24 protein-coding genes and 2 tRNA genes are annotated in these 25904 nt (G+C 55.3%); 18 read left to right on the top strand and 8 right to left on the bottom strand.

Annotated elements, in window-relative coordinates; all coding sequences use genetic code 11:
• Positions 1-256 precede the first annotated feature (256 nt).
• From V3C19_RS01285 to V3C19_RS01275, 3 genes are all read right to left on the bottom strand, one after another.
• On the bottom strand, positions 257-1450 hold the full coding sequence (locus tag V3C19_RS01285; RefSeq protein WP_130083656.1) for a hypothetical protein: 1194 nt from the start codon (positions 1448-1450) through the stop codon (positions 257-259).
• Between the two features lie 63 nt (positions 1451-1513).
• On the bottom strand, positions 1514-2131 hold the full coding sequence (locus V3C19_RS01280; RefSeq protein ID WP_302388902.1) for a hypothetical protein: 618 nt from the start codon (positions 2129-2131) through the stop codon (positions 1514-1516).
• Between the two features lie 31 nt (positions 2132-2162).
• Entirely contained in the window at positions 2163-2699 is a 537-nt protein-coding gene (locus tag V3C19_RS01275; protein ID WP_149873346.1) for a hypothetical protein, read from the bottom strand.
• Positions 2700-3166: 467 nt separating this feature from the next.
• Here V3C19_RS01275 and V3C19_RS01270 point away from each other — a divergent pair, with 467 nt between their 5' ends.
• From V3C19_RS01270 to V3C19_RS01250, 5 genes are all read left to right on the top strand, one after another.
• Positions 3167-3565, top strand: a complete 399-nt coding sequence (locus V3C19_RS01270; RefSeq protein ID WP_149874812.1) for a hypothetical protein — start codon at positions 3167-3169, stop codon at positions 3563-3565.
• 150 nt (positions 3566-3715) lie between these two features.
• Positions 3716-5008 (top strand): TolC family protein, encoded by a 1293-nt coding sequence (locus V3C19_RS01265; protein ID WP_295933486.1) that lies wholly within the window; start codon positions 3716-3718, stop codon positions 5006-5008.
• Between the two features lie 32 nt (positions 5009-5040).
• On the top strand, positions 5041-6459 hold the full coding sequence (locus V3C19_RS01260) for a hypothetical protein (RefSeq protein ID WP_130083660.1): 1419 nt from the start codon (positions 5041-5043) through the stop codon (positions 6457-6459).
• 100 nt (positions 6460-6559) lie between these two features.
• Complete coding sequence (locus tag V3C19_RS01255; protein ID WP_295933489.1) at positions 6560-9718, top strand: efflux RND transporter permease subunit; 3159 nt, start codon at positions 6560-6562, stop codon at positions 9716-9718.
• Positions 9719-9850: 132 nt separating this feature from the next.
• On the top strand, positions 9851-10486 hold the full coding sequence (locus V3C19_RS01250) for a TetR/AcrR family transcriptional regulator (RefSeq protein ID WP_130083662.1): 636 nt from the start codon (positions 9851-9853) through the stop codon (positions 10484-10486).
• Positions 10487-10674: 188 nt separating this feature from the next.
• Here V3C19_RS01250 and V3C19_RS01245 read toward each other — a convergent pair whose 3' ends face one another.
• The 5 genes from V3C19_RS01245 to bamA form a co-directional block, all read right to left on the bottom strand.
• The gene (locus V3C19_RS01245; RefSeq protein ID WP_295933491.1) at positions 10675-10947 is read right to left on the bottom strand and encodes a hypothetical protein; all 273 of its coding nucleotides are present in this window, start codon (positions 10945-10947) and stop codon (positions 10675-10677) included.
• Between the two features lie 196 nt (positions 10948-11143).
• The gene (locus tag V3C19_RS01240) at positions 11144-11860 is read right to left on the bottom strand and encodes a tetratricopeptide repeat protein (RefSeq protein ID WP_295933495.1); all 717 of its coding nucleotides are present in this window, start codon (positions 11858-11860) and stop codon (positions 11144-11146) included.
• 79 nt (positions 11861-11939) lie between these two features.
• Positions 11940-12875: a methylenetetrahydrofolate reductase [NAD(P)H] gene (metF, locus tag V3C19_RS01235; RefSeq protein WP_130083665.1), complete on the bottom strand. Its 936-nt coding sequence runs from the start codon at positions 12873-12875 to the stop codon at positions 11940-11942.
• A gap of 39 nt (positions 12876-12914) precedes the next feature.
• Positions 12915-13685, bottom strand: a complete 771-nt coding sequence (locus V3C19_RS01230; RefSeq protein WP_295875277.1) for a hypothetical protein — start codon at positions 13683-13685, stop codon at positions 12915-12917.
• Positions 13686-13707: 22 nt separating this feature from the next.
• Entirely contained in the window at positions 13708-16131 is a 2424-nt protein-coding gene (gene bamA / locus V3C19_RS01225) for an outer membrane protein assembly factor BamA (protein WP_161981421.1), read from the bottom strand.
• Positions 16132-16390: 259 nt separating this feature from the next.
• Here bamA and tig point away from each other — a divergent pair, with 259 nt between their 5' ends.
• The 13 genes from tig (at position 16391) to rplL (ending at position 25827) form a co-directional block, all read left to right on the top strand.
• Positions 16391-17701, top strand: a complete 1311-nt coding sequence (gene tig / locus V3C19_RS01220) for a trigger factor (protein ID WP_295875286.1) — start codon at positions 16391-16393, stop codon at positions 17699-17701.
• Between the two features lie 120 nt (positions 17702-17821).
• Entirely contained in the window at positions 17822-18478 is a 657-nt protein-coding gene (locus V3C19_RS01215) for an ATP-dependent Clp protease proteolytic subunit (protein ID WP_067570709.1), read from the top strand.
• A 38-nt stretch (positions 18479-18516) separates the two neighbouring features.
• Positions 18517-19887, top strand: coding sequence for an ATP-dependent Clp protease ATP-binding subunit ClpX (gene clpX / locus V3C19_RS01210; RefSeq protein ID WP_130083669.1), 1371 nt, complete (start codon positions 18517-18519; stop codon positions 19885-19887).
• A 22-nt stretch (positions 19888-19909) separates the two neighbouring features.
• Positions 19910-20992, top strand: coding sequence for a tRNA (adenosine(37)-N6)-threonylcarbamoyltransferase complex transferase subunit TsaD (gene tsaD, locus V3C19_RS01205; protein ID WP_130083670.1), 1083 nt, complete (start codon positions 19910-19912; stop codon positions 20990-20992).
• Between the two features lie 205 nt (positions 20993-21197).
• A tRNA-Thr gene (locus V3C19_RS01200) sits at positions 21198-21272 on the top strand.
• Positions 21273-21316: 44 nt separating this feature from the next.
• The gene (tuf, locus tag V3C19_RS01195) at positions 21317-22501 is read left to right on the top strand and encodes an elongation factor Tu (protein ID WP_067570716.1); all 1185 of its coding nucleotides are present in this window, start codon (positions 21317-21319) and stop codon (positions 22499-22501) included.
• A gap of 98 nt (positions 22502-22599) precedes the next feature.
• Positions 22600-22675: transfer RNA gene (locus tag V3C19_RS01190), tRNA-Trp, on the top strand.
• Positions 22676-22708: 33 nt separating this feature from the next.
• Positions 22709-22936, top strand: a complete 228-nt coding sequence (locus tag V3C19_RS01185) for a preprotein translocase subunit SecE (RefSeq protein WP_067570718.1) — start codon at positions 22709-22711, stop codon at positions 22934-22936.
• A gap of 28 nt (positions 22937-22964) precedes the next feature.
• Positions 22965-23534, top strand: a complete 570-nt coding sequence (gene nusG / locus V3C19_RS01180; RefSeq protein ID WP_067570720.1) for a transcription termination/antitermination protein NusG — start codon at positions 22965-22967, stop codon at positions 23532-23534.
• 54 nt (positions 23535-23588) lie between these two features.
• Complete coding sequence (gene rplK, locus V3C19_RS01175; RefSeq protein WP_067570722.1) at positions 23589-24017, top strand: 50S ribosomal protein L11; 429 nt, start codon at positions 23589-23591, stop codon at positions 24015-24017.
• A gap of 50 nt (positions 24018-24067) precedes the next feature.
• Positions 24068-24769, top strand: a complete 702-nt coding sequence (rplA, locus tag V3C19_RS01170; protein WP_067570723.1) for a 50S ribosomal protein L1 — start codon at positions 24068-24070, stop codon at positions 24767-24769.
• A gap of 21 nt (positions 24770-24790) precedes the next feature.
• A complete protein-coding gene (rplJ, locus tag V3C19_RS01165) occupies positions 24791-25294 on the top strand; it encodes a 50S ribosomal protein L10 (RefSeq protein WP_067570725.1) in 504 nt (167 codons plus the stop codon).
• 158 nt (positions 25295-25452) lie between these two features.
• Positions 25453-25827: a 50S ribosomal protein L7/L12 gene (rplL, locus tag V3C19_RS01160; RefSeq protein WP_295933500.1), complete on the top strand. Its 375-nt coding sequence runs from the start codon at positions 25453-25455 to the stop codon at positions 25825-25827.
• The last annotated feature ends 77 nt before the right edge of the window (positions 25828-25904 follow it).

Here is a 25904-nt window from a genome sequence, read left to right as displayed (position 1 = left end):
CGGCAGCCATGCCTTCCCGACTGTACGGTTTCTACGCCATTTCAGGCTCAGGCAATAAATCCAGGACTGGACAGGATGTGTGAAAATGGGGCGGATTGGGAAAGAAAACTGTTCCCAGAGCTTGTTTTAATGACAAAACTCACTTCCTGCTCCCCCCTAAAAAGATGGCATAACTACGATCAACAGGACGGGGAAAAATAAAAAGATCACTGCTGAGAATTCCGGCCAAATGATAGCCCCTTCTTAAAACAGATATTCATGGCTCTTTTGAATGCTCCATGAGGGATTCAATCATCGCATATACTTTTTCTGCCTGCGGAATGTTTAGCAATCCGTTCATTTTCCCCGTTTCATCCGTCTCATAGGCATTGACCTTTCCTTTGCCAAACAATTTATCCAGACAGGCATTAATACGGGTTCTGCGTGAAATATAGACGCTTCCCAGCAATTCATGGTGCATCTGCAAGGAAACATACGGTTCATCTTTCCAGAAAAACTGGCGTAAATCATTTCCCTCCGCCAGAAAAACACGTCTGGAAGTGATAAAATAATCAGTCCGGGAAAGCCTCTTTTTCCACCGGGCCGGAGAAAAGACCAACAAACACCCTACCGAGAAAAAGACAAGAAGCATCACGAAGAGCGCCCAGAAAATGAGCGAGACACCAGACTGGGAAACGACCTTGAAAAGCATGGATGCCACCCATGCAGATGCAAAAATAAACGGCACGCCTATTATGAATTCCATACGGGTCTGCCTGTTAAAAGCGTAGGGAACAGGTGCGGCCATGGCCAGAAGTTCCTCACCGGCCTCCATCTCCTTCATTATCTTTCCGTAATGGACGTCAAAGAGGATGGAACGACCTCCGTGTTCTTCAGCCCGTACATTCAGCGGCACAGTGTACGAAGAAGTTCTTGAATCATCCTTTTCCTCAGCCACTTTCTCCTTACCCAGATTCGGTTCAAACCATTCCATCATGAAATGGCTGATGGAATACGGCTGAATGGGAAAGATAAAAACCAGAATGAAAAAGACAATGCATGAGAGGTAGGACGGAAGGAAAAGAGACGCATCCAGGTTCACCCCTCCCCATCGTTGCAAGGCATGCTGCGACAGGAGATTGACCAGCCACAACGTGCCATAAATAACATGCGGCACCAAGAGAATAATGATGCTTGTCATTCTGACGAGCCTGTTCAACCCTCTCACATATTTTTCCCGGTTTTGCTCCGGAACCCTTTTATTTTTTATCTGCTGAAAAAGGGACAGAAAGATGCCCGGCCACGTGCACAGCCAATACCAAACTTCATTAATAATGAAAAATACAAGAAGCTGAAAAAACAGAACCGCTCTCCAGTTTTCCAAAAGGGTGTTGGCTTGCCCAAACGCACAGGCAAACACAGCTAAAGACACGATATAAATAATGGCTGTACGAACCACTTTTTTAATCATAAATGATCTGCATTAAAATAGCTGAGGAATATTTCATTAAGCAACGGAGTCTCTCCCGTTTATTCATTGCATTTCTTCATAATCAGTTAAATTTTTTATCCATTCCAGAAAATCATCCATCCCATCCGAAAGCACCTTCAGCGCCACCACTTCCTTTGGTCCCGTATATGAATTATTGCGTCCTGTAAACGGAATGGAATCTCCCTGGTCTTCACTGAGAAATATTTCTGTCAGATCATTCAACCTGATTCTCATATCCGCACAAAAACCTACCTTTTTAAAAAATATAAGATTTATATCAAAAATAACGGATAGCTCCTCTCGAGACAATTTGTGGTAATAAAGACAGAAACTCTTCACCCGTTTTTCATAGAAATTCCTGAGCTGCTCCAACGATATTTTCTTTTCTTCGTAAGCGGAAACGAATCTTTTGAGCTCCTGCTGAAGTTGCGAAACCTCACTCCTTAATCTTACAGCCTTTTTAACAGGTCCTTCCTGCATGCTCCTTATTTCAGGCTGTTTTCCCATATCTTCTACCTCAGCCGCTGCGCAAATGCTCCATGCCAGCAAAGGACACAGGCTGATGATGATTACTTTTGTTTTCATACCGTTTATTTTCTCAAGAGGCAGGCCCAAGCCCGAAGACCTTATCCATAAATCCGAAGATCTTGCAACTTTCATTTAATCCAAGAGGTAAGTGGAACTGTCCCAATTATGCGCCATCCATGCTGTCTTTGAATATTTCCATCCATTCCAGGAAATTATCCATCCCGTCGGAAAACACTTTTAACGCCACCACCTCTTTCGGCCCCGTGTAGGATTTATTGCCCCAAACATATCCGTCGCCCTGGTCTTCATCTATGAATATTTGTGTCAAATCATTCAACCCGACTCTCATATCCCATAAGAAACCTGTATTCATAGAAAATCTAGAAGGTATATCGAGAAGAACGGCCAGTTCCTCCCTGGATAACTTATGGTAATAAAGACAGAAACTCTTCACCCGTTTTTCATAGAAATTCCTGAGCTGCTCCAACGATATTTTCTTTTCTTCGTAAGCGGAAACGAATCTTTTGAGCTCCTGCTGCAGTTGCGAAACCTCATTCCTTACTTTTACAGCCTTTTTAACAGGTCCTTCCTGCATGCTCCTTCTTTCAGGCTGTTTACTTATATCTTTTACATCCTCCGCCGCGCAAATGCTCCATGCCAGAAGAGAACACAGGCTGATGATGATTACTTTTGTTTTCATATCATTTATTTTCTTAATTGGTAAACTTTCTGAATTTTCATATACTTTTCCTGTTCCCGCTTTTTCTTTTTTACGGTCTCAGACAATTCCTTATTGATTGCACTCTTACCATTTTCAAATGTATTAAATGCACAGATGTTTGATCATCAATATATTTATATGAGCAAAATCAATTCAGAAAGGAATTCAGATTATTCCATAGAAGAGAATCCGGCCAAGGATAACGGATACTTGGCCTTTGTGGCCTCTCCATACAGAAAATCAACATTCCTTTTTACTGTTATTTTAATACAATGTATAATTTTTCATTACAAGTTCAATCAGAGAACGATTGCTCTTTTTCTACAGAATCACTGCTATCTCTTGCCGCCCGTGATTCCGCCATCCGTCACTTTGCTCTTGACGCTTCCACGGCACCTTTCTACGATTCGCCACGTACAATGGTTAGAGCATTGCGCAACGGCATCATGCTGATTTCCCTTCTGCTGGTTATTATCGGCGGAGCGGGCATCGTTTCCGTGTGCTCGTGCCATGCGGAGATTTTCCTGTTCTCCTGTTCCTGCCATGAAAAGGCAGTTGATTGCGGCTGTGGCCGCCATGATTCCAGCTCCACGGATTCCATTCCCGCGGCAGACCATCGGTGCGAACACGGTCAACTGGAGATTGACGATCCAGTCGTTCCGGCCGTTTCTTCCCCGGTTTCCCTTCCCTGCATCGTCTGGCAAGTATTGCCGGATTTCCATCAGCTGGCCCACGTTCTTCTTTTGACAAGTCAGACGGCAAAGCCCCCTGCGCCAGTCCCTCCCGACCCGCTGGCGGACGACGGTATGGGACATGCGGGTTTTCAACGCCCCCTTCTGATTTAGAGAGGATTTTTTCCAGGAACACCTTTTTTTGACGGTGTTTCCGTTTTGCGTCTGTTTTTTGAATCCGGACGTTCCCTTTTTTCCGCGGAATCGTCTCCCGCATTGTCCAACTCAAATTGGACTCCCTTGTTTACCCATCTCTTTCACAACATGAAATCCATACCATTTTATTCCGGGCTGGGCCTGCTGGCTCTCCTGGCCTCATGCAGCGTCTATAAGAACGCCCCCATTGACCTGAACGCGGAGGAAGCCGCGTGGAGGCAGGAGTCCGGGGCCATTGACCGCAATACTGCCGTCACCCAGATCCAGGCGCGCCAGATAGGCCTGGTCCTGAATCCGGACCTGAACAAGGCCCGCCTGAAGCTTGCTTCCAGCAAGGAAGCAGCCAGGCAATCGGGCTGGTGGAATGATCCATCCTTTTCCTGGGACATTGAACAAGTCCTGCAGGAGAATACGCTCAACATGTCAGGCAGTCTGGGTTTCACGATTCCGGTCACCGGCCTTCCCGCCCTGGAGAAGAAGGTGGCGGAACAGTACAAGGAAGCGGATTTCTGGCTGCTGCGCCAGGCGGAACTGGATTTCCTCAGTTCCCTGGACCAGGCATGGAACAGGCTGGCTGTTACGCAACGCCGCAAGTCCGTGATTCAGGACCGCCTGGCCGTGCTGAAAAAGGAGAACGGCATGATCGAAAAGCTGATTGGGGCGGGAGAAGTTGAGTTTTCTTCACGCCAGGTGGCCTCCCAGCGCATGAACGACGCCATCCGGGAATTCCAGAATGTCACGGAGACGGAACTGGAGCAGCAGATGGAGCTGGTCAAATTGATGGGCATGCACCCTTCCAGCGTTCCAAGGCTCCGTTTCCTCACCGGACAAGGGTTCAGCCTCCCCGCCGCCGTAACCGCGCCGTCTCCCGCCGCGCTGATGGAGTCCCCCAAGATAAAAGCTCAAATGGCTACTTATGCCACCACGGAAACCCTGCTCAAGACGGAAATCCGCAGGCAGTATCCGGAACTGGAACTGGGGCCCTCCTTCACTCGCGACGACGGGGAGAAGGAAGTAGGGGGGGAAATAGGGTTCAACATTCCTCTGTGGAACCGCAACCGCAAGGCCATTGCGGAGGCGCACGGCGCACGGAATACGGCCCGGATGGAAACCGTCCAGCTTTGGAAGACGGAGTTGTTTAATGCCCGCCAGCTTGAGGCTTCCCAGCAGATGATGATCCGCCACTGCCGGACGGAGCTTCAGCGCATGGAGTCCTTTTCCTCCTCCGTTCAGACCATGGAGAAATTGCACGACATCGGTGAAGCCTCCCTGCTGGAACTGGCGGAAAACCGCCACCAGCTGTACGAAAGCCGCCTGGCATTTCTGGATAATCTGGACAAGCTGCTGGGCATTCAGGCACAGCTGCGCTACCTCACCCACGCCAATCTCCAATCAAAATAATTCATTCACTTCCATCAACCATTTTCACAAATATGAAACGTCTCTATTTTTCCATCATTCTGGGAATTGCCCCCGTCTTCGGACTCAGCCCCGTTCTCGGCGCCCAGGAGACTTCCGCGGAACACAACCACGCCGACGGCACTCCCTGCACGGCAGACCACGGCCATGACGAACACCAGCACAAGGAGGGGGAAACCTGCACGGAAGGGCACGACCACAAGGAGCATACTCATCCGGACGGCACGGTCTGCACCGGCGACCACGACCATGAAGGCCACCAGCATGCGGAAGGGAAGGCCTGCACGGACGACCATGACCACGACAAGCCCTCAGCAGGAGGGGCCGGCGCCCTGGAGGACATGATTCCCCTGCACGTGGATGAAAAAGCCCGCCATTCTCTGGACATGCGCTTCGAGAAGGTGACCGCCGTGCCCCACGGGGCGGAAAGGACCCTGCACGGCCAGATGGTCATTCCCCCGCACGCCGTGAATACGTATGCTCTTCCCGCAGCGGGCCGGGTCACATTCCATGTAAAATCCGCCCAGCAGGTGCGCAAAGGCCAGCTCCTGTACACGCTGGCCTCTCCGGACATTGTGGAGATGGAGGGAGCAGCCGCCCAGGCCAAAGCGGAACTGAACCGCTGCATCGCAGACCTAGCCGCCCTCAAGGAACGGCGGCAGACGCTGGAAAAGATAGGAACCAAGAACAGCGAGCTGAATACCACCATTCGGTTCAAGGAGACGGAGGAAGAGAGCCTGAAAGCCGCCCTGAACGCCAGTGAAAATAAATTGAAACTGGCAACCGCCTCCGGAGAGCTGAAAGACAACCTGCTTTACGTGTACGCCGCCGCGGACGGCTCCGTGCAGTCCGTGGATATGACCCAGGGGGCCTGGGGGGAACAGGGCGCACCCGCGCTCGTGATGACCAACAAGGGGGATCTGGAATTTGCCACCACCATTTACGGGACGGACCCCGTCCATTACGCCAAGGCCCAGCTTGCGCTGACCCGGGGCAAGAATACGGAGCTGCTGGACGGCTCTCTGAGAGTGGCGGACCAGGTGGACCCAGCTACACAGTCACGCGCCCTGTATTTTACGCCGGACCGCCTGCCGGAAGGCACGCATGCCGGACAACTTGCACGGCTGGACCTGTATTCCCGCGATTCCGCTACGGATGGCTTCATTCCCGTACCTAACAGTGCCGTAGTGAAAGTGGGCGTGAATGACGTGGTGTTTATCAAGACGGGAGAGGACGCGTTTGTCATGAAAAAGGTGCAGACGCTGCCCGCACGCCAGGGAAAGACGCCCGTGAAGGGCCTGATTCCCGGCCAGACCATCGTTACGAAGGGAGGATATGAGCTAAAGTATATCCTGCCCGCAGAAGGTTCAGGCAGCAAGAAAGCAGCCGGGCATTTCCATGCGGACGGACAGTTCCACGAAGGAGAGCACTAATCCGCAATGACCAAAAGATTAAGAAGAGAATGAATCAGTGCACGGTTTCTGAAATATTCCCACCGATCTTTAATTATCAGCATTCAATAACTAAAAGTTTATGAATTTTCTCATTTCATTCTGCCTGAATAACAGAATCACCGTGATTCTGCTGACGCTCGCCCTGGCGGTGATCAGCATTTTCGTGGTGAAGAATATTCCGGTGGACGTGTTCCCGGAGTTGAAGGTGCCGCGCGTCACCATCCAGACGGAAGCCCCCGGCCTGACGGCGGAGGAAGTGGAGCAGTACATCACCATTCCCATTGAGTCTGCCATGAACGGCACGGCCGGGGTGAAGGGGGTGCGCTCTTCATCCGGCAGCGGCCTTTCCTTCGTGTGGGTGGATTTCGACTGGGACAAGGATATTTACCAGGCGCGCCAGATCGTGGCGGAACGTCTGGCTGCCGTCCGGGATACCCTGCCGGAGAATACATCCCCGGAACTGGCCCCCATCGTTTCCGTGACGGGGGAGATTATGCTGATTGCCTTGACGGGGGACAAGGATACTTCCACGCTGGATATGCGGCAGCTTGCGGAATACAAGTTGCGCACGCGCCTGCTGGCCATTCCCGGTGTGGGCCAGGTGACGGTGCTGGGCGGCCGCCTGCCGGAATACCAGGTGGTTTACGACCCCAACAGGCTGAAGCTGGCCGGGGTTGATCTTTCCAGCCTGAAAACGGCCATTGAAGAGTCCCAGTCTTCCGTGCCCGCCGGGTATCTGGAAGACGTGGCCGGGCAGGAGCTTCCCATTCAGCAGGATACCCGCACAGCCAATATCGAACAGCTTAACCGCGCCCTGGTTCCTGGGCATCCTTCCGGCATTCTGCGACTTCAGGACGTGGCAGAGGTCAAGATCGACGGAGCTCCGCGACGCGGCGACGCCGGATTCATGGGAGAGGACGCCGTTGTGCTTTCCGTACAGAAGGTTCCCGGAGCCAATACACTGGCGCTGACGCAAGCCCTGGATGCGGCCATGAAGGAGTTCAGCCAGAGCCAGCTTCCTAAGGGAATGAAGCTGCACACCAGCGCGTACCGCCAGGCGGATTTCATTGAGATGTCCCTGAAGAATGGCACGGAGACCCTGCTGATTGCGGGAGCGGTGGTCATGATCGTGATTTTCCTTACCCTGCTGAACCTGCGGACAGCTATTATTACGCTGATTTCCATGCCCCTGTCCGTCCTGTTCGGGATGATGATGTTTCCGGTTTTCGGCCTGGCGATCAATATCATGACGCTGGGCGGCCTGGCCGTGGCCGTGGGGGATGTGGTGGACAACGCCATCATTTTCGTGGAGATAGCTTGGCGGCATTTAAACCGGAATGCCGCCCTGCCGGAAGAGCAGCGAAAGAGCAAGTATGAAGTGCTGATGGAGGCCAAGGGAGAGATCGTAGGGTCCATTTCCTTCTCCTCCGTAATCATCCTGCTGGTGTTTACCCCTGTTCTTTTCCTGTCCGGGCTGGAAGGCCAGTTTTTCCGTCCGCTGGGTATTTCCTACATGCTGGCATTGCTCTCCTCCCTTATCGTAGCCGTTACCATCACGCCGGTGCTGTGCTATATGTGGTTCAAGAAGAGCAAGAACGCCGCCACGCTGGAGAGCGGGGATTCCTTCAGCTCCCGCCTCATCAAGCGCATTTACGCGCCCGTACTGGAATTCTGCCTGCGTTTTTCCAAGACGGTCTGCGCCATCATGGCAGCTGTCACCCTGCTGGCCCTGTGGCTGGGCTCCACTTTCGGCACCAGCTTCCTGCCTCCGTTCAATGAAGATTGCTACACGGTGTTCGTCAGCACGGTACCGGGAACGTCCCTGGACGAAACGGAGCGCATTTCCCGCAAGGTGATGAAAGATATAGAGCACATCCCCGGCGTGCTCAGCGTTACCCAGCGCACGGGGCGGGCGGAGAACGACGAGCACGCGGAGCCCGTCAGCGCTTCCGAATTGCTCGTCCGGGTAGACCTGAACAAGGACCAGAAGGAACTGCGCGCCGCCATCAAGGAGTGCATCGACGACATTCCCGGCACCAGTTCCATGATCGGCTACCCGCTGGCCCACCGCATCAGTTCCGCCTTGTCCGGTTCCAATTCGGAAATTGCGATTAACATTTACGGAACAGAGCTGCCCCAGCTCCGGCTGGCAGCACAGAAGGCCAAGGAGATTCTGGCCTCCCTGCCGGAAGTGGCCGACGCACGCGCCAACCGGGAGATTATGGTGGATACCATTCGCGTACAGTACAACCAGGAGGCCCTGGCCTCCTACGGCCTGACCATGGCCAATGCCGCTGAACAGGTTTCCACGGCCATGAACGGCCAGAAGCTGGGAGAGGTGATCAAGAACCAGGACCACTGGAATATCGTGCTCCGCATCGACCCCAAGCTGAAGACGTCCATTGAAGACGTCAAGAGTCTGGAGCTTATTTCCCCGGACAGGAAGACCGTGCGCCTGGACGACGTGGCCCAGGTGTACCGTGAGGAGGTTTCCAACCTGATCCTGAGAGACAATACCATGCGGAAAGCCATGATTTCCTGCAATCCCTCCCCCAATTCCAACCTGGGGGACCTGGCGAAGGCCTGCCGGGAGAAGCTGGACCCCGTCATGAATGCCATGGGCTGTACTGTTGATTATGACGGCACCATCAAGGCGAGAGAGTCAGCCTCCGAACGGCTTTACGTGCTGGGAGCCATCGTGATGGTGTTGATCGTGCTGCTCCTGTCCTCCGCCCTGGGAAGCGTGCGCCGCGCCATGCTGACGCTGGTGAATATTCCGCTGTGCCTGGTGGGCGGCATTGTGGCCGTTTTCCTGGCGTCTCCGGGCACCCTGTCCTCCCTGTTCGGCGCCACGTACATTCCGCCTATTCTCTCCGTAGCTTCCATCGTCGGGTTTGTAACCGTCATCGGCTTTGCCATCCGTAGCGGCCTGATCCTGCTCAACAGGTACCGGGCCCTGGAACACAGGGGAATGACCCCTGTGGAAGCTATCCGGGAAGGTTCACGTGAGCGCGTGGTTCCCATTATCATGACGTCCCTGACCACGGTTCTGGGACTGCTGCCGCTGATCTGGGCCATTGACAAGCCCGGCGGCGAACTGCTTGGCCCCCTGGCCATCGTTCAGTTCGGCGGACTGGTTTCAGCAACGATCCTGAACCTGCTCATTATTCCGGCTACGGCCAAATTGTTCTCCCGCTGGATTTCGGCCCGAAGGAAAGAGCTGGAATCCAAGTCCTGACCAGACGGGATTCTAGCCGGCGGAACCGGGGAATAGACGAGGCCCCGGTTCCGCCTTTTACAATAACAGACGTAACAAGTCCTTGCCTTTCCAAATCATAAGGGGCACACATGGTTTTATCATTCCCTCCATATGACCAAACGGAGATCCACCAGAGAGCATTTGCTCAATACGGGAGCCATGATCGCCAGCGAATCCGGACTCCGCGGTCTTACCGTACGCGGCCTGTCCCTGCGCGCAGGAACCAATCCGGGGAGTTTCGTCTATCACTTTGGAAACCGCGACGCCTTTTTGAATGAATTGCTGGAACGCTGGTACGAACCCCTGTTTACCGGCGTCAGGACGCATGCCAATATTCATTTGCCCTCTTTAAAGAAGCTGGAGATTATTCTGGAGGACATTATGGATTTCCTCCTCCTTCACGGAGAGTTTATCGCCCAGCTGGTGCTGGATGCCCTGGCAGGGGAAAAGGAGGCGATCCGCTTTATTTCCGGGCTGCATACACGGCATCCTTTCGTGCTGCTGGAGACCATTCAGGCGGCCCAGGAGGAAGGCTCCATCGTGAGCGGGAATCCCATGAACATTCTTATTTATCTGGTTTGCTGCGGCGGCGCTCCTTTTATTCTTTCCGGCCAGCTCCAGGTACACGATCCCCAGGCGGCACGTCCCGTTCTGGAGTTACTGGGGTCCATTCTCAGTGACCCGGCCAGCGCCAAGCAACGCATGCACTGGGCTTTGAACGGCATCCGCCAGGGAGAATGCACTTGAGCATCCGCGTCAAGACCGTTCCTTTACACCCATAAGGCGGCATCAAAGGGAAGGCCGCCTCCCGGAATTCCGCAATGATGGGATGTTCTGCTTTCCGGTTTTCATTTTTTCAATTCCCCTCAAAAATAATGCAGCCCGTAAACAAGTCCGTTTACGGGCTGCTTTCAATCATTCCGCAAAAAAGAGAGTTACCTCGGCCGGTGAGGTCGGTGGTAGGGACGAGGAGGAGGGGGCGGCGGGTTATGATGGTTCCAGTCATTACGGTGCCTGTCCTTATCACGGTCATGCTGGACGACCGCCCCAATGGCAGCTCCGGCAGCCAGAGCGCCCACGCCAATGGCGGCAGCGCCCCCGGGCGTCACTGCCGTGTTTCCATAGCTGTCCGTCGTGCATGACGGCAGCAGGGAAAGGGACAGTCCAGACAGCGGGAGAAGCCAGAAAGATTTCATGTACTTGTTCATGGTTCGGAAAATGGTTTGATGGATCATGGACCATCAGGTCCACATCCGTAAAGCGCGAACAAAGTTCCCTTTTTGTCTAAATATGTCACGCACCTGTCAGCAATGGGCCGTCAGCCATGCATCCGGACACAAAAAACCGCATGCCCTGCATTACTGCGGCATGCGGTCATAAAACTGTATTCTTAAAAGAGAGGGGTTATTTTTTATCCTCAACGGGCTCAATCCTTACGGGACTCTGGATATCAAAGAGAGCCTTGCGGCGTATATAGCCATTCCGCTGCAAATCAAGAACAAACGCGCTGGAAGGGAATTTTTCCGCCAGTTCACGATAGAAGGTTCCAGTCGCAGCACTGTCCTTTCCGGCCCTGGCGATATCTCCCAGGCACATGGTGGCAAAAGCGGAAAACGTGGGATCACCGGAATCAACCACGGAACGGAACAGGCTTGCCGCCTGGTCCGCCTTGCCGCCGTTCATCAGGCGACAGGCAAGCGTAACGGATGCCTGGGCCTTCCATTCTTCCGTGGGAGCAGAATCAATAAACGCCTTCATTTTGGAGATGCCTTCCTCTTCCTTCCCGGCATTCCACAGGGCTACGGCCTGGAGATAGGAAGCCGTGACGGCGGCACGCGAGTCATCAAAGTCAGACATGACCTGCTGAAGGCCCTGTTCATTCAGGGAAATCTCTCCGGTGGCCGGAGATTCAGGCATGGAGGCCACCAGAGCGGCTCCGGCTTTTTTCTCCATGGATTCCTGCATGCCGCTGTAAATGATCCAGCCGGCAGCGCCAAGAATGCACAGCAACACGATCAAGGCAACCTTGCCGTAATGCTCATCCAGAAATTGCTCATGTTTGGCCGGTCCGACGGAAATTTCCGCAAAAGCGCTTCCATCCCCCATGGGCATATTGTCCATGGCCCGCTTAATATCCTTGATATCCATAGTACGTTGAAGAGGGTTCTACAGTGTTGTGCCGTCCAAATCAATCAGCTTTTTACTTATCTTCGCCATGTTCCAGAAGCTGGAGGGAGTCCCTCAGTCCCAAATTCCGGTAAATCTGGCGGGTTGCGCGGCTCTGGTTGAGCGTGTAAAAGTGGATGCCGTCCACTCCGGCGTCCAGCAGTTCCGCACATTGGCTGGAAGCGAACTGGATTCCCACTTCCTGAATGGCATCCGGATTGCCCCCGGTGCGTTTCAGGGCCTTGAGCAGTCGGGCGGGGAAGCAGGTGCCACCAGATAATTCCGCCATGCGGTTCATGCCGGACAGGCTGGTGACGGGCATGATGCCTGCCAGAACAGGTACCTTGATTCCCGCCAGCAGGCAGCGTTCCCGGTAATCCAGGAAACAGTGGTTGTCAAAAAACAGCTGGGTACAGATATAGTCCGCTCCGGCATCCACCTTGGCTTTAAGAAAGTCCATTTCCCGCAGACGGTTGGGAGTGGAGGGATGGCCTTCAGGAAAACCCGCCACGCCAATGGCAAAACCGCCCGGGTCCGGATGGTGACCGGATTCATTGTATTCACGGATGAATGTCACCAGATCCGCCGCATACTTGAAGGCATCCGCCGAACGGTCGTAATGCCCCACGCCGCGGGGAGGATCACCGCGAAGGGCCAGTACCGCGCGCACTCCCGCCTGGGCATACCGATCCAGAATGTTCCATATTTCCTCCCGGCTGTGCCCTACGCAGGTGAGGTGGGGTACCGTAGGAATCCGGGATTCATTCTGGATGCGCAAGACGACTTCACGCGTTAGTTCCCTGGTGGAGCCGCCCGCGCCATATGTCACGCTGACAAAGCTGGGCCGGTAGGGTTCTAGTTCACGAATGGTCTGGTACAAGGCGGCTGCCGCCTGTTCGTTTTTGGGCGGAAAGAATTCAAAGGACAGGGTGGGACCGGCGCCCGACTGCAGTCTTTCTTTCAAGTGCACGTCTTTTCTTTTTTGCTTGGATGCATCCGGCAGGCCGGATCAGGGTTCCATGGGAACAACAAAAGGCTCGGGAGCCGAAGAGGCAGGCGCGGCAACGGGAGCGCTGCCGGCGGGGGTCGCGTTGTTTTCGTCCAGTTCAGGCAGGGAGGCATGCCAGCTTGCAGGGGGAATAATTACTTCATCCCCGGGCTTGAGAGGTTCCTTGTCGTTGCTGTCAAAAAGTTTGTTGCGTTTTACATAGGACTGGTACGTCTTGCCGTCCGGATCAACGCCGTCCACAATCAGCGCGGCGAAGATGCCTCCGCGGCGGCGGATGCCCAGTTCCTGGCCGACCGTCAATTCCGGCTTGCCGATCGCCTGGAACAAAACGAGGTTGGCTTCACGGATGTATTCCGTCACCCGGCCCACCTGCTCCGCTTCACTGATGTCGTTGAGCCATTGAAGCTGGGGATCCCCCTTTTCCAAATTCTGCCGTACCAGAAGGGCACGTTCTTCTTCCGCTACGGCCTGGCGGCGGCGCAGTTCTTCATTTTCCTTCTTCGCCCGTTCCAATTCCGCCGTCTTATGGGCCAGTTCCTCAACCATCACGGGGTCCGCCACCACTGCCGGCTGCACTGACGCCGGGGCGGCCTGCGTGGGCATGGGCAGATAAGGAGACGGAGCATTCACAGCAGGAGCCGCAGAAGAGACTGCAAGCTGCTGCTGTTGCTGGAGGACATCCATTCTTCCGGAAAGATTCACGTATATCAGTCCCAGGACAGCCAGGGCCACTACCAGAAGCACCAGAATAACGATACGGAAATTGCTCATAGGTCAGGAGGCAGGAATTAAATTAATAGGAATAGTTAAGATAGAACTGGAATTGGCCGCCGCGGTCAATAGCATTGTTTTTCTGGACCGGAATTGCATAGTCCACGGCCAGCGGACCGATGGGCAGGTTCAGGCGAAGACCGATGCCATAGTCGGAAACGATCTTGGACGTGCCGAAGTCAAAGGCGTCCCCATTTACAAAGCCGATGTCGTAGAAGACGGCGACACGGACTTCTTCAATGACCGGAATGGAGTATTCAAACTGGCAGAAGAAGGAGGAACGGCCGCCCATGGTTTCGTCACCGCTGAAGGCAGGATTGTAAGGAGCCACATCGCGGAAGCGGAAGCCGCGCATGTTGTACGGACCACCCAGGTAGAGGCGTTCAAAAATGGGTACGTCATGGCCGCTATAGGAGTCCACGGTGGCAACTCCGGCATTGATGCTGAAAATGGTGTCTCCCCGCAGGTTCCAGTAATAAGCGCCATTGATGCCGAAGTTGTAGGTATGTACATCGCCGCCCAGACCGGAATAACCGGCCAGCACCTCAAATTTGCCCCCCTTGCGCGGGAATATCTGGGCGTCGCGGGTGTCAATGGTGTAGGAGAGTTCCACATGGCTGCGCAGATAATCCCCGTCTTGAAGCCAGAAGAAGATGGGGGCGTTCCCCTTGGCATCAATCCGGTACTGTTCCAGGCGGTATTCCAGCTTCACGTAGTCCAGTTCTCCGATCGGCTTACGCAGGGAAACGGCGAAGCCGTAGTTTTGCTGGTCGTAGTAGTCGGAATAGTAGGAGGAGTTGCTGTAGAAGATTTCCGTGCCGAAGGCGAGCTTGCGGTGCAGGAACCAGGGGTCCACCCAGGAAATGCTGGCATCCTGCGTCTCAAAACCGATGCGCGTGTTGATAGCGAAGCGCTGGCCGCCGCCCACGAAGGAGGACCAGTCGTACATGTCGAAGTTGGACTGCGTAATCCCCGCAAACAGGTACACGCTTTCAATGGAGGAGAACGCCACGCCGATGTTCAGGGAACCAGTGCGTTTTTCCGCCACTTCAATATTGACGTCACGGTAGCCGGGGCGGGTGGAACCTACCTGTGCTACGTCCACCAGATCAAAGTAGTTCAAGTTCTGGAGGCGTTTCTGAGCGGTATCCAGGTCCACGGAGTTCATCGGGTCATTGGATTGGAGGGGGAGTTCCTGGCGGATGACGTAGTCCTTCGTACGGTTGTTGCCGACGACACGGATGTTGCCCACGCGGTAAGGGTTGCCTTCCGACACATGGTAAACGATGTTGATCTGCCCGTAGCCGGTCTTGGGATCAATGCCCACTTCCTGAATGTCCGGACGAACCGTGGCATCCGCATAACCGCGGGAACCGTAATAGCGGCGGATCATCGTCACGTCGTCGGCCACTTTCTGGGCGGAATAGGTGTCTCCGTTGTACATGCTCAGGCCAGGCACGAGTTCCTGAGAAGTGAATACTTTGGTGGGTCCGAACGCTACCTGATTGACCTTGTAGCGGCGGCCTTCGGAGATCGTGATCTTCATGGTGAGCTTCTGCTCGTTGCCCTTGCCGGAATCAAAGTATTCCACCTTGTCCAGCTTGACGCGCAGATAGCCCTTGTTGCGGTAATAAGTCACCAATTCCGCCCGGTCGTCCTCCAGCTGTTCGCGGTCAATGCGGCCGGATTTGGTGATCCAGGTCAGCCAGCCCTTTTCCTTGGTCTTCATCACCTGACGCAGGTCCTTGGAGCTGACATGATCGTTGCCCACGAAATCAATGTTGATAATGTTGGCCTTTTTGCCTTCATTGATGTTGAAGACCACATCCACAAAGCCGGGGCGTTCCGTCTTCTGGTAAAAATAGGAGACCTGCACGTCCGGATACCGGGATTCCTGATAATAGGTGCGCAGTTTGGTGATGGCGCTGCTAAGCGCCTTGTCGCTGAGAGCTTCCCCGCCCTTTAATCCGCATTCTTCAGAAAGATCCTGGCTGTCGAAGGCGGTATTGCCCTGAAAGCCGACGCCGCCCAGCAGATTCTGGGCTGCCATTTCAAATACCACGCTGACGCCCTCGCCGGAGGGTTCTACGGCAACCGTCGTATTGCCCCCGACCAGACCGCTTTCCAACAGGCGTTCCAGGTCCTTGTTCACCACGTCCGGGGAATATTTGGTGCCCGGCTGCGTAGCCAGCAGGTTTTTCAGGCGATCTTCCGAGACGGTTTTCCCGCTGCTTCTGTAACGCACGGAAACACTTTTGACGGGCTTGCCTTCATACGCCTGGTCGCCGGGAAGAATACCTGTTTCCGGCCCCAGTTCGCGAGCTACCTGCTCCGGGGTCATCACGGACCCGTAACCGCCCCTGTTGAGAGTGGTTTTGTCCTGGGACAAGGCGGACGAACACGCCAGAAGAAGAGGAGAAACAATCAGGAAAACGGGGCGAATCATGAGAGCGGAACTTAATACTTGGGATATAAAGGACTTTTCCCCGTACATAGTCAAGACGACATTCCGCGTAGAACGCAGTTGCCGCCCATTTTTACTTGTTGCGCGCGCATGCCTCGGAATGGCAATTGTGTCATTCCTGTGCAATAGCTTGCACTTAAGATAGCCTCTCATTACATTTACCGCCGCCCGTGTCCTGACGCCGCCCTTATGCCGGAAGCCGGGATAAACCACTTTCATTCTAACACTGACCGTATTATTTATGGAAATCAACGTTGATATTCAACCGGACTGCACAGCCACGCTGAAAGCTTCCATTCCCGCAGAAACCACGGCCGCGCGCCGCGCCTCCATTGTGGACTCCTACGCCGGCAAGGCCAAGCTGCCCGGCTTCCGCCCAGGCAAGACTCCCAAGTCCATTATTGAAAAGCGCTTCAAGAAGGAGATTGAGGAAGAGTTGCTGGATACCCTCTTTGAAACTGCCTGCTCCACGGCTCTGGAACAGAATCCCAAGCTGAAAGTTCTCAATTTCGGCAAGCCGGAACAGTCCATCGACGAACAGGGCAATTATACTGCCACCAGCACGATGACTGTGGTTCCCGAATTTGAACTGCCGGAGTACAAGGGGATCGAAGTAAAGGTTCCCTCCTCTGAAGTGACGGAAGCGGACATAGAGGAATCCCTCAATTCCCTGGCCGAACAGATTGCGGAATTTGCTCCCGTGGACCGTGCCGCGAAGAAGGATGATGTAGCGATCATTGATTTCAAAACAACGCTGGAAGGCAAGCCCGTAGCGGAAGCCGTCGGCAAGCCGGTGGGCTTTCTGGAGGGCCGCGAAAACCAGTGGATGAAGGTGGAAGACGACCAGTTCCTGCCCGGCTTCGCCTCCGCCCTGGAAGGATTGAAGGCCGGTGACAGCAAGGATATTACCGTAACCATTCCGGATACTTTCCCGATCGCGGAATTGCGCGGCAAGGATCTTGTTTTCCACACCACCGTGAAGGAAGTGCGCGAGAAGGAGCTCCCGGCCATTGACGACGAATTCGCCGCCAAGGTGCTGCCCGGCAAGACTCTGGAGGAACTCAAGGCCGCCGTGAAGGAAAACATCGCCCAGCGCAAGACTCTTCAGATCGACGAAGCCAAGGCCGACCAGATCACGGAAAAGCTGGCCGACATGCTTGATTTCAACCTGCCGGAAGCCGTCGTGGAACGGGAAGTGTACGGCATCCTCCAGCAGAAGCTCCAGCAGGCCATGTACAGCGGAAATCCCCCGGCCGATATGGACAAGTTCGTGGAAGACGCCCGTGAGGAAGCCAGAAACGAAGCCCGGCGCAACCTGAAGGTCTTCTTCATGCTCCAGGAAGTGGCACAGGTGGAAAAGATCTCCGTCACGGAAATGGAACTCTACAACGAAGTGGCACGTCAGGCCCGCCAGCAGAAAAAGGCACTCAAGGCTTACATCCGGGAAATCCAGCGTGAAGGCCGCGTACACGGCATTAGAATGAGCCTGCTGACAGCCAAGGTTCTGGACTTCCTGACGAAAGAAGCCAAAGTAAGCGTAGACGAGCAATAACCCTCCTCTGCACAAGAAACTTTACCAGGGGGAGTTGGCGCGAATGCCCGACTCCCCCGTTTTGTATCCGCCAGAAGGGGAACTACATCGAATATAAAACATCGAATCTGTAATAATCATATGTTTCAACCCCACTCTTCCAATCCGGAAACCGTGAAGTCCTATTACGTTCCCATGGTGGTGGAACAGGACGGCCGCGGAGAACGCGCCTTTGACATTTATTCCCGCCTTCTCAAGGACCGTGTCATTTTCATCGGCTCCGCCATCGACGACGACGTGGCAAATTCCGTAATAGCCCAGCTTCTCTTCCTTCAGATGGCCGATCCCAAGAAGGACATCCACGTATATATCAACTCTCCGGGCGGTTCCGTCACCGCGGGCCTGGCCATTTACGATACGATGCAGTTCGTTTCCTGCGACGTGAACACGTACTGCCTGGGCATCGCCGCCTCCATGGGCTCCGTCCTGCTGGCCGCGGGCACGCCCGGCAAGCGGTTCTGCCTGCCGAATTCCCATGTGATGATCCACCAGGTTTCCGGCGGCGCCCAGGGCACCGCCTCCGACGTGGAACGCACCATCGGATTCATGTTCAACCTGAAAAAACGCCTCAACGGCATCTTGGCCAAGCACACCGGCAAGACGGAAAAACAGATTGAAAAAGATGCCGACCGCGACAATTACATGACCGCGGAAGAAGCCGCCGCCTACGGACTGGTGGACAAGGTGCTGACTCATCACGAGGACGGACAGGAAAACAAGAAGAAGGGCAAGGCCTGAATCCTGCCGGCCGCCCCTTACTCTCTCAATATCAGATTATGTCCGGTTCCAACCCTAACATTCCAGCCTGTTCCTGCTGCGGCAAGCCGGGGAACAAGGTGGACAAGCTCATTCAAATCGCGGAAGATTTTTACATCTGCAACAATTGCGTTGAAATTTGCGTCAACATGATTGTGAAGGACAACGGCCTTCCGCTCGCCACCCGCTTCATCCGCGGCATCCTGAACATGGAGCCTTCCGCCTATGCCATGTGCCAGGCGGAGGCCCGGAAAGCCGCAGCAACGGAAATGCTGCGGGAGGCAGGAGCCCCGGCGACCTCCTATGAAGGCCCCCTTCCCACTCCGGAAGAAATGTGCGCCACACTCAACCAGTATGTCATCGGCCAGGATCATGCCAAGAAGGTGCTTTCCGTAGCCGTGTACAACCATTACATGCGCCTGCGCCAGAATTCCATAACGCTGGAGGACAAGTCCCTGGACGACGTGGAAATCGAGAAGTCCAACATCCTGCTCGCCGGACCCACCGGTTCAGGCAAGACTCTGCTGGCAAAGACTCTGGCGAAGATGCTGAACGTTCCTTTCTGCATTGTCGACGCCACCACGCTGACGGAAGCCGGCTATGTGGGCGAAGATGTGGAAAATATCATCCTGCGCCTGCTCCAGGCAGCCAATTTTGACGTAGCCAGGGCGGAACAAGGCATCATTTACGTGGACGAAATCGACAAGATCGGCCGCAAGACCCAGAACGTTTCCGTCACGCGGGACGTTTCCGGGGAAGGCGTACAGCAAGCCCTGTTGAAAATCATTGAAGGCACCATTTGCAACGTGCCCCCCACCGGAGGACGCAAGCACCCCCAGCAGGAGTATATCCGCGTCAATACGGAAAAAATCCTCTTCATCGTGGGGGGAGCCTTCGTCGGTCTGGAGGATATCATCCGCAAACGTCTTGGCGCCAGCCAGATGGGATTCGGGGCCATTACAGAACAGCGCGGCAGCAAGGAATACTCGGAAGAGGAGATTCTTGCCCAGGCCATGCCGGAAGACCTTTTTTCCTTCGGCATGATTCCGGAACTGGTAGGCCGTCTCCCCATCTTCTGCCCGCTTTCCAAGCTGGACGAAGCCCAGCTTGTCCGCCTGCTGACGGAACCGAAAAATGCCTTGGTCAAGCAGTATTCCAAGCTGCTCGCCATGTACGGGGCTAAACTGGACGTGCACCCGGACGCCTTGAAAGCCATGGCTGCTGAGGCGATGGAGCGCGGCACCGGAGCACGAGCCCTGCGCGCCATTTTCGAGAACCTTATGCTGGACATCATGTACAAGGTGCCCAGCATGAAAAACACGGATTCCGTAACCATTACCAGGAAAACAGTCACCGACAAGGAACCGGCTCAGATCCGGCAGGCGTCCTGAACCCCGCTTCCCACACCCAGCCATGCCGGATACTTTCACCGTCCTGGGAATAGAATCCTCCTGTGATGAAACGGCGGTTGCCGTACTGCGCTCCTCCGGGGAGAAAGAAGCCCCGGAGATACTCTCATCCGTCATTTCCTCCCAGATCGCTATTCACCGCCAGCATGGCGGAGTGGTTCCGGAACTGGCCTCCCGCAACCATTCCACGGACCTTCCCGGCGTCATCCGCTCTGCGTGCCGGAAAGCCGGCGTCACTCCGGCAGACATTGATGTGTTCGGAGCCACGGCAGGCCCCGGCCTGGTTGCCGCCCTTCTGGTAGGCAACAGTACGGCCAAGGCCCTGGCCCTGGCAACAGGCAAGCCTTTCGTCTCCGTCAATCATTTGGAAGGACATCTTCTCTCCCCCTTTGTCAAGCGTCCGGAAGGCCCCGTACCGCATCTGGGCATGGTCGTTTCCGGCGGCCACACCCTTTTTGTGGACGTCCGGGGCGTGGGGGACTACCGCCTGCTGGGCCGTTCCCTGGACGATGCCGCCGGAGAAGCGTTCGACAAGGTAGGCAAAATGCTCGGACTGCCCTACCCCGGCGGCCCGGAAATAGACCGCATGGCCGCCCGGGGTAATCCGGAGGCATTTTCCTTCCCGCGCGCCCTGATGAAGGGGGCCTCGGCCAATGTTTCCTTTTCCGGCCTGAAAACGGCCGTTCTCTATACCCTGCCCAAGCTGACGGAGAGTGGCAATCCCCACAACCTGGCGGAACAAACCCTCTGCGACCTCTGCGCATCCTTCCAGCGAGCCGTTACGGACGTGCTGATCCGCAAGGCCCTGCATGCCCTGCGCCTTTCGGACCACCACACCCTTTCCGTTTCCGGAGGCGTTTCCTGCAACAGGGAGTTGCGCACGCGCCTGCAGGAAACCTGCGCACGCGAAGGAGTGGAACTTATTCTGCCAGATTTTGATCTGACGACGGACAATGCAGCCATGATTGCCTACGTAGCCTGCCTCAAGGCGCGCCGGGGGCTTTTCCATTCTCTGGAGGAAGATGTTGACCCCAACCTGAAACTGACGGAAGACCTGAACAGGTCCAAGCATTCAACGCACTCCTGATGAGCAGATTGGAAACTCATGCCACATTATTGCGGCATGCAGGCGAAAAAATGTTCACGTTTTCATTGACATCAGGCATTTAAAAGCGTAATCTAGCGTCCGCTTTTCGTCAGGCAACACGGGAGGATGCTATCTATCCGCTAGAACCGCAGGTTTGGGCGGAGTTACAACTCTCTTAGAGCGACGAAAGGCGGAAGAAGTCTATGCTTCTGTAGCTCAGGGGTAGAGCGCATCCTTGGTAAGGATGAGGTCGCGGGTTCAATTCCCGCCAGAAGCTCCATCTTCAAGCTAGACCCATAGCAGCCCAAACCTAAACATATCATTATGGCTAAAGAGCAATTCCAGCGCAACAAGCCCCACGTGAACGTGGGCACCATCGGTCACGTTGACCACGGCAAAACCTCCCTTACCGCCGCCATTACTTCAGTGCTCGCTAAGAAGGGTTTCGCCGAAGCACGCGGCTATGACCAGATCGACGCCGCTCCCGAAGAACGCGAACGCGGCATCACCATCTCCACGGCACACGTTGAATACGAAACGGACAAGCGTCACTACGCTCACGTTGACTGCCCCGGACACGCCGACTATGTGAAGAACATGATCACCGGCGCTGCCCAGATGGACGGTGCCATCCTCGTGGTTGCCGCTTCCGACGGCCCGATGCCGCAGACCCGTGAACACATCCTTCTTGCCCGTCAGGTAGGCGTTCCCGCCATCGTCGTTTACATGAACAAGTGCGACCTGGTGGACGATCCCGAACTGATCGAACTCGTGGAAATGGAAGTCCGCGAACTTCTGAACGAATACGAATTCCCGGGCGACGACACCCCCATCATCAAGGGTTCCGCCGTTAAGGCTCTGGAAGGCGACGCCGCTGCCGAACAGTCCATCATGGACCTCATGGAAGCCGTTGACGCTTACATTCCCCAGCCGGAACGCCCCGTTGACCAGCCCTTCCTGATGCCCGTGGAAGACGTGTTCTCCATCTCCGGCCGCGGTACCGTAGCCACTGGCCGTATCGAACGCGGCATCGTGAAGAAGATGGAAGAAGTGGAAATCATCGGCATCCGCGATACCCAGAAAACCTCCGTTACGGACATCGAAATGTTCCGCAAGCTGCTTGACGAAGGCCAGGCCGGCGACAACGTGGGTCTGCTGCTCCGCGGCGTGAAGAAGGAAGACATCGAACGCGGCCAGGTGATCATCAAGCCCGGCACCGTGAAGCCCCACAAGAACTTCAAGGCTGAAGTTTACGTCCTGACCAAGGAAGAAGGCGGCCGTCACACTCCGTTCTTCAACAACTATCGCCCGCAGTTCTACTTCCGCACGACGGACGTGACCGGTTGCTGCACCCTTCCCGAAGGCGTGGAAATGGTGATGCCTGGTGACAACGTCAACCTGGAAGTTCAGCTCATCACCCCGATCGCCATGGAAAAAGCCATGCGCTTCGCTATCCGCGAAGGCGGCCGCACCGTAGGTGCCGGTCGTATCAGCGAAATCCTTGACTAAGTCCCTTCTGGACTAGTAGAGGAATCTACACATCCGGTTTGAATGAGGGGGCCTCCCCGCGGGGTCCCCTCATTCTCCCACGAAAGAAGAAAACCAACAGGTCAGTAGTTCAATCGGTAGAGCGTCGGTCTCCAAAACCGAAAGTTGGGGGTTCGAGTCCCTCCTGACCTGCCACTTCTTTCCAAATACATCACCCCACCTTGAAGCATGTTTCGCAAGATTTCTCAATTCATCGCCGAAGTTAAGGGCGAGCTTAAGAAGACCACCTGGCCCTGGGAAAGCGATCCCAAGGTGAAAGGGTTCAAAAAATTCCGCGAACTCTGGGGTTCCACTCTTGTCGTTCTGATTGCCATGGTCTTCCTTGGCGCGTTTGTCGCATCGTTCGACATCTTCCTCCACAGCGTGGTCAACTACCTCATCAAGTTGGCAGTCTAGTTTTATCCCCCACTTTCTTTTTCCGATCATGCCCAGTACCCCAGAGCCTCACGAACAATGGTACGTGCTTCATGTCCTCTCCGGACAGGAAAACAGCGTTCGTGACCGCATCATCCGCAAGGCCAAGGACGCCGAACTTTCCGACTTCATCTACCGGGTGGAAGTCCCCACCGAACTTATCTCCGAAGTCCGCAACGGCAAAAAGACGGAACGCCACAGCAAGCTGTTCCCCGGGTACGTTTACGCCAACATGTATCTGCTGGAAGCCGACGGCTCCCTGAACAAGGACCTCTGGTACTTCATCCAGCAGATTGACGGCGTCATCAGCATTGCCGGTTCCCGCAACGCCCCCCTCCCCATGCGCAAGCGCGAAGTGGAGGACCTGCTACCCCTGCTGGACGCAGAAGCCGTCGCGGCCCGTCCCAAGGTGGAATTCGCCGTCGGTGACCCGGTGCGCGTCTGCGAAGGCCCGTTCCAGAGCCAGGAAGGCACCATCGAGGAAATCGATCCGGAAAAAGGCAAACTGCGTGTCAGCGTTTCCATCTTCGGCCGCGCCACTCCGGTGGACCTGGAATACTGGCAGGTTGAAAAGGCCTGAAACTTTTCCCGCAACATTCCCGCCGTTCATTTTCTCCGCTAACAAAGCAAAACCATGGCAAAAGAAATAACCAAAATCATCAAGCTCCAGATCAACGCCGGAGCCGCTAACCCCTCCCCGCCCGTGGGTCCGGCACTTGGTCAGGCCGGTGTAAACATCATGGCATTCTGCAAGGAGTTCAACGCCGCCACGCAAAAGCAGGCCGGCGACCTCCTGCCGACCGTCATCACGGTTTACAAGGACAAGTCATTCTCTTTCATCACCAAGCAGCCCCCGGGCAGCGTGCTTCTCAAGAAAGCCGCCGGCATTGCCTCCGGATCCGGCGAACCGAACAAGAAAAAGGTTGCCACCCTTTCCAAGGCCAAGCTGATGGAAGTTGTCAACACCAAACTCCCTGACCTCAACACGAAAGATCCCGAAAGCGCCGCCCGCATCCTTGCCGGACAGGCACGCCAGATGGGCATCGAAGTTGAAGGTATGTAACACTCACCGCAGGAGGATTAACCAATCCGAACGCACTGCCAAATACACACATGTCTACCAAACGCAGCAAGCGATATCAAGAAGCAGCCAAGCTTGTTACTCCTAACAAGAACTACAGCATCTCCGAAGCCGTGGAAACCATGAAGTCCTTCCCGGCGCCGAAGTTTGACCCGACTGTCACCGTTTCCTTCCACCTGACCGTGGACCCCCGCAAATCCGACCAGATGGTCCGCGGAAGCGTCTCCCTGCCCAACGGCACGGGCAAGAACGTCCGCGTCCTCGTCTTCGCCCAGGGCGACGCCGCGAAGGCCGCCCAGGAAGCCGGAGCCGAATACGTGGGTTTTGAAGACCTCATCAAGAAGGTCCAGGACGGTTTCGTTGACTTTGACACGGCCATTGCCACCCCCGACGCCATGACGGAGGTTCGCAAGGTTGCCCGTGTACTGGGTCCGCGCGGCTTGATGCCCAACCCGAAAACCGGTACGGTTACGGACGACACGGCCAAGGCCGTGAAGGAAGTGAAGGCAGGCCGCGTCGACTACAAGGTTGACAAGAACGCCAACATCTCCGCCGCTGTAGGCAAGCTGTCCTTCTCCAACGAAAGCATCTGCGAAAACATCGCCGCTCTGGTTGATTCCGTCATCAAGGCACGCCCGGCTTCCGCCAAGGGCGCCTATGTGGAATCCGTCACCGTTTCATGCGCCATGTGCCCCGGTCTCCCGGTTGACACCGCTTCCATCGCCAAACTGTAACCCGAACCGATTTAGCACATCATGAATCCTGACAAGCGTATCATCATTGACGACCTGACCGCCCGCGTCAACGCCTCTCCGTTCCTGATCGTTGTGGACTACACCGCGATCACCGTGCCCGAGTTCACCAATCTGCGTTCCGCCCTGGCCGCCTCCGGCGCCCAGTGCCACGTGGCCAAGAACAATTTCATGCGCACGGCCCTGACGGATGCCGGCCTGCCGGACATCGGCGAACACCTCGTCGGCCAGACCGCCTTCATCACCGGAGCATCCGACGTGGCTGGCGCCGCCAAAGCCATCAATACCTTCAACAAGGCTTCCAAGAAGGCCGAATACAAGGTAGCCATTCTGGACGGGGCAGTCCTCACTGCCGACCAGATCCGCGCCATCGGCGACCTGCCTCCCCGCGACCAGCTGCTGGCCAAGCTCCTTGGCACCATCAATGCCGCCGGTTCCGCTCTTGCCCGAGTCATTCAGGCATATGTGGACAAGGAAAACGGCGGCAGCGAAGAACCCGCTGCTTAATACTAACCCCTTGACCGGACGGCCCTGTTGCACTTTAGCCAAAATGCGTGAAAACCGGGCCTGACCTCTCCTAGAGGTTCCTTGTCGGAACTCCGGCCGGAGAACTGAAATGCCAAGTGGCTCTTGGCGCGACTAGAACCAAAAAAGAAAACAATACAATGGCTGATATTAACAAAATCGCTGAAGAACTCGGCACCCTGACCATTCTGGAAGCCGCCGACCTCGTCAAGCTCCTGGAAGAAAAGTGGGGCGTTTCCGCTGCTGCTCCCGTAGCCGCTGCCGGTGCTGCCGCCGCTCCCGCCGAAGCTGAAGAAGAAAAGACCGAATTCGACGTTGTGCTGACGGAAGCCGGCGCCAACAAGATCGCCGTGATCAAGGCTGTCCGCGAAGTGAAGGCCGGCCTCGGCCTGGTGGACGCCAAGAAACTGGTTGAAGGCACTCCCGCCACCATTCTGGAAGGCGTTTCCAAGGACGAAGCCAACGCCGCCAAGGCCAAGCTGGAAGAAGCCGGCGCCAAGATCGACGTCAAGTAAGCTTTTTACTTCCCGCGCAACAGGAGAAATCCCGTTTTTTCTCCTGTTGCGCTTCCTCGTCTTCACATCCCGCGTGA

This window comes from Akkermansia sp. AE01SA01 (genome assembly GCF_036417395.1).
In the GTDB taxonomy this organism is placed as follows: Bacteria; Verrucomicrobiota; Verrucomicrobiia; order Verrucomicrobiales; family Akkermansiaceae; genus Akkermansia.
Note: the sequence above shows the minus strand (reverse complement) of the source record. Positions and strands in the feature narration are given on the sequence as shown.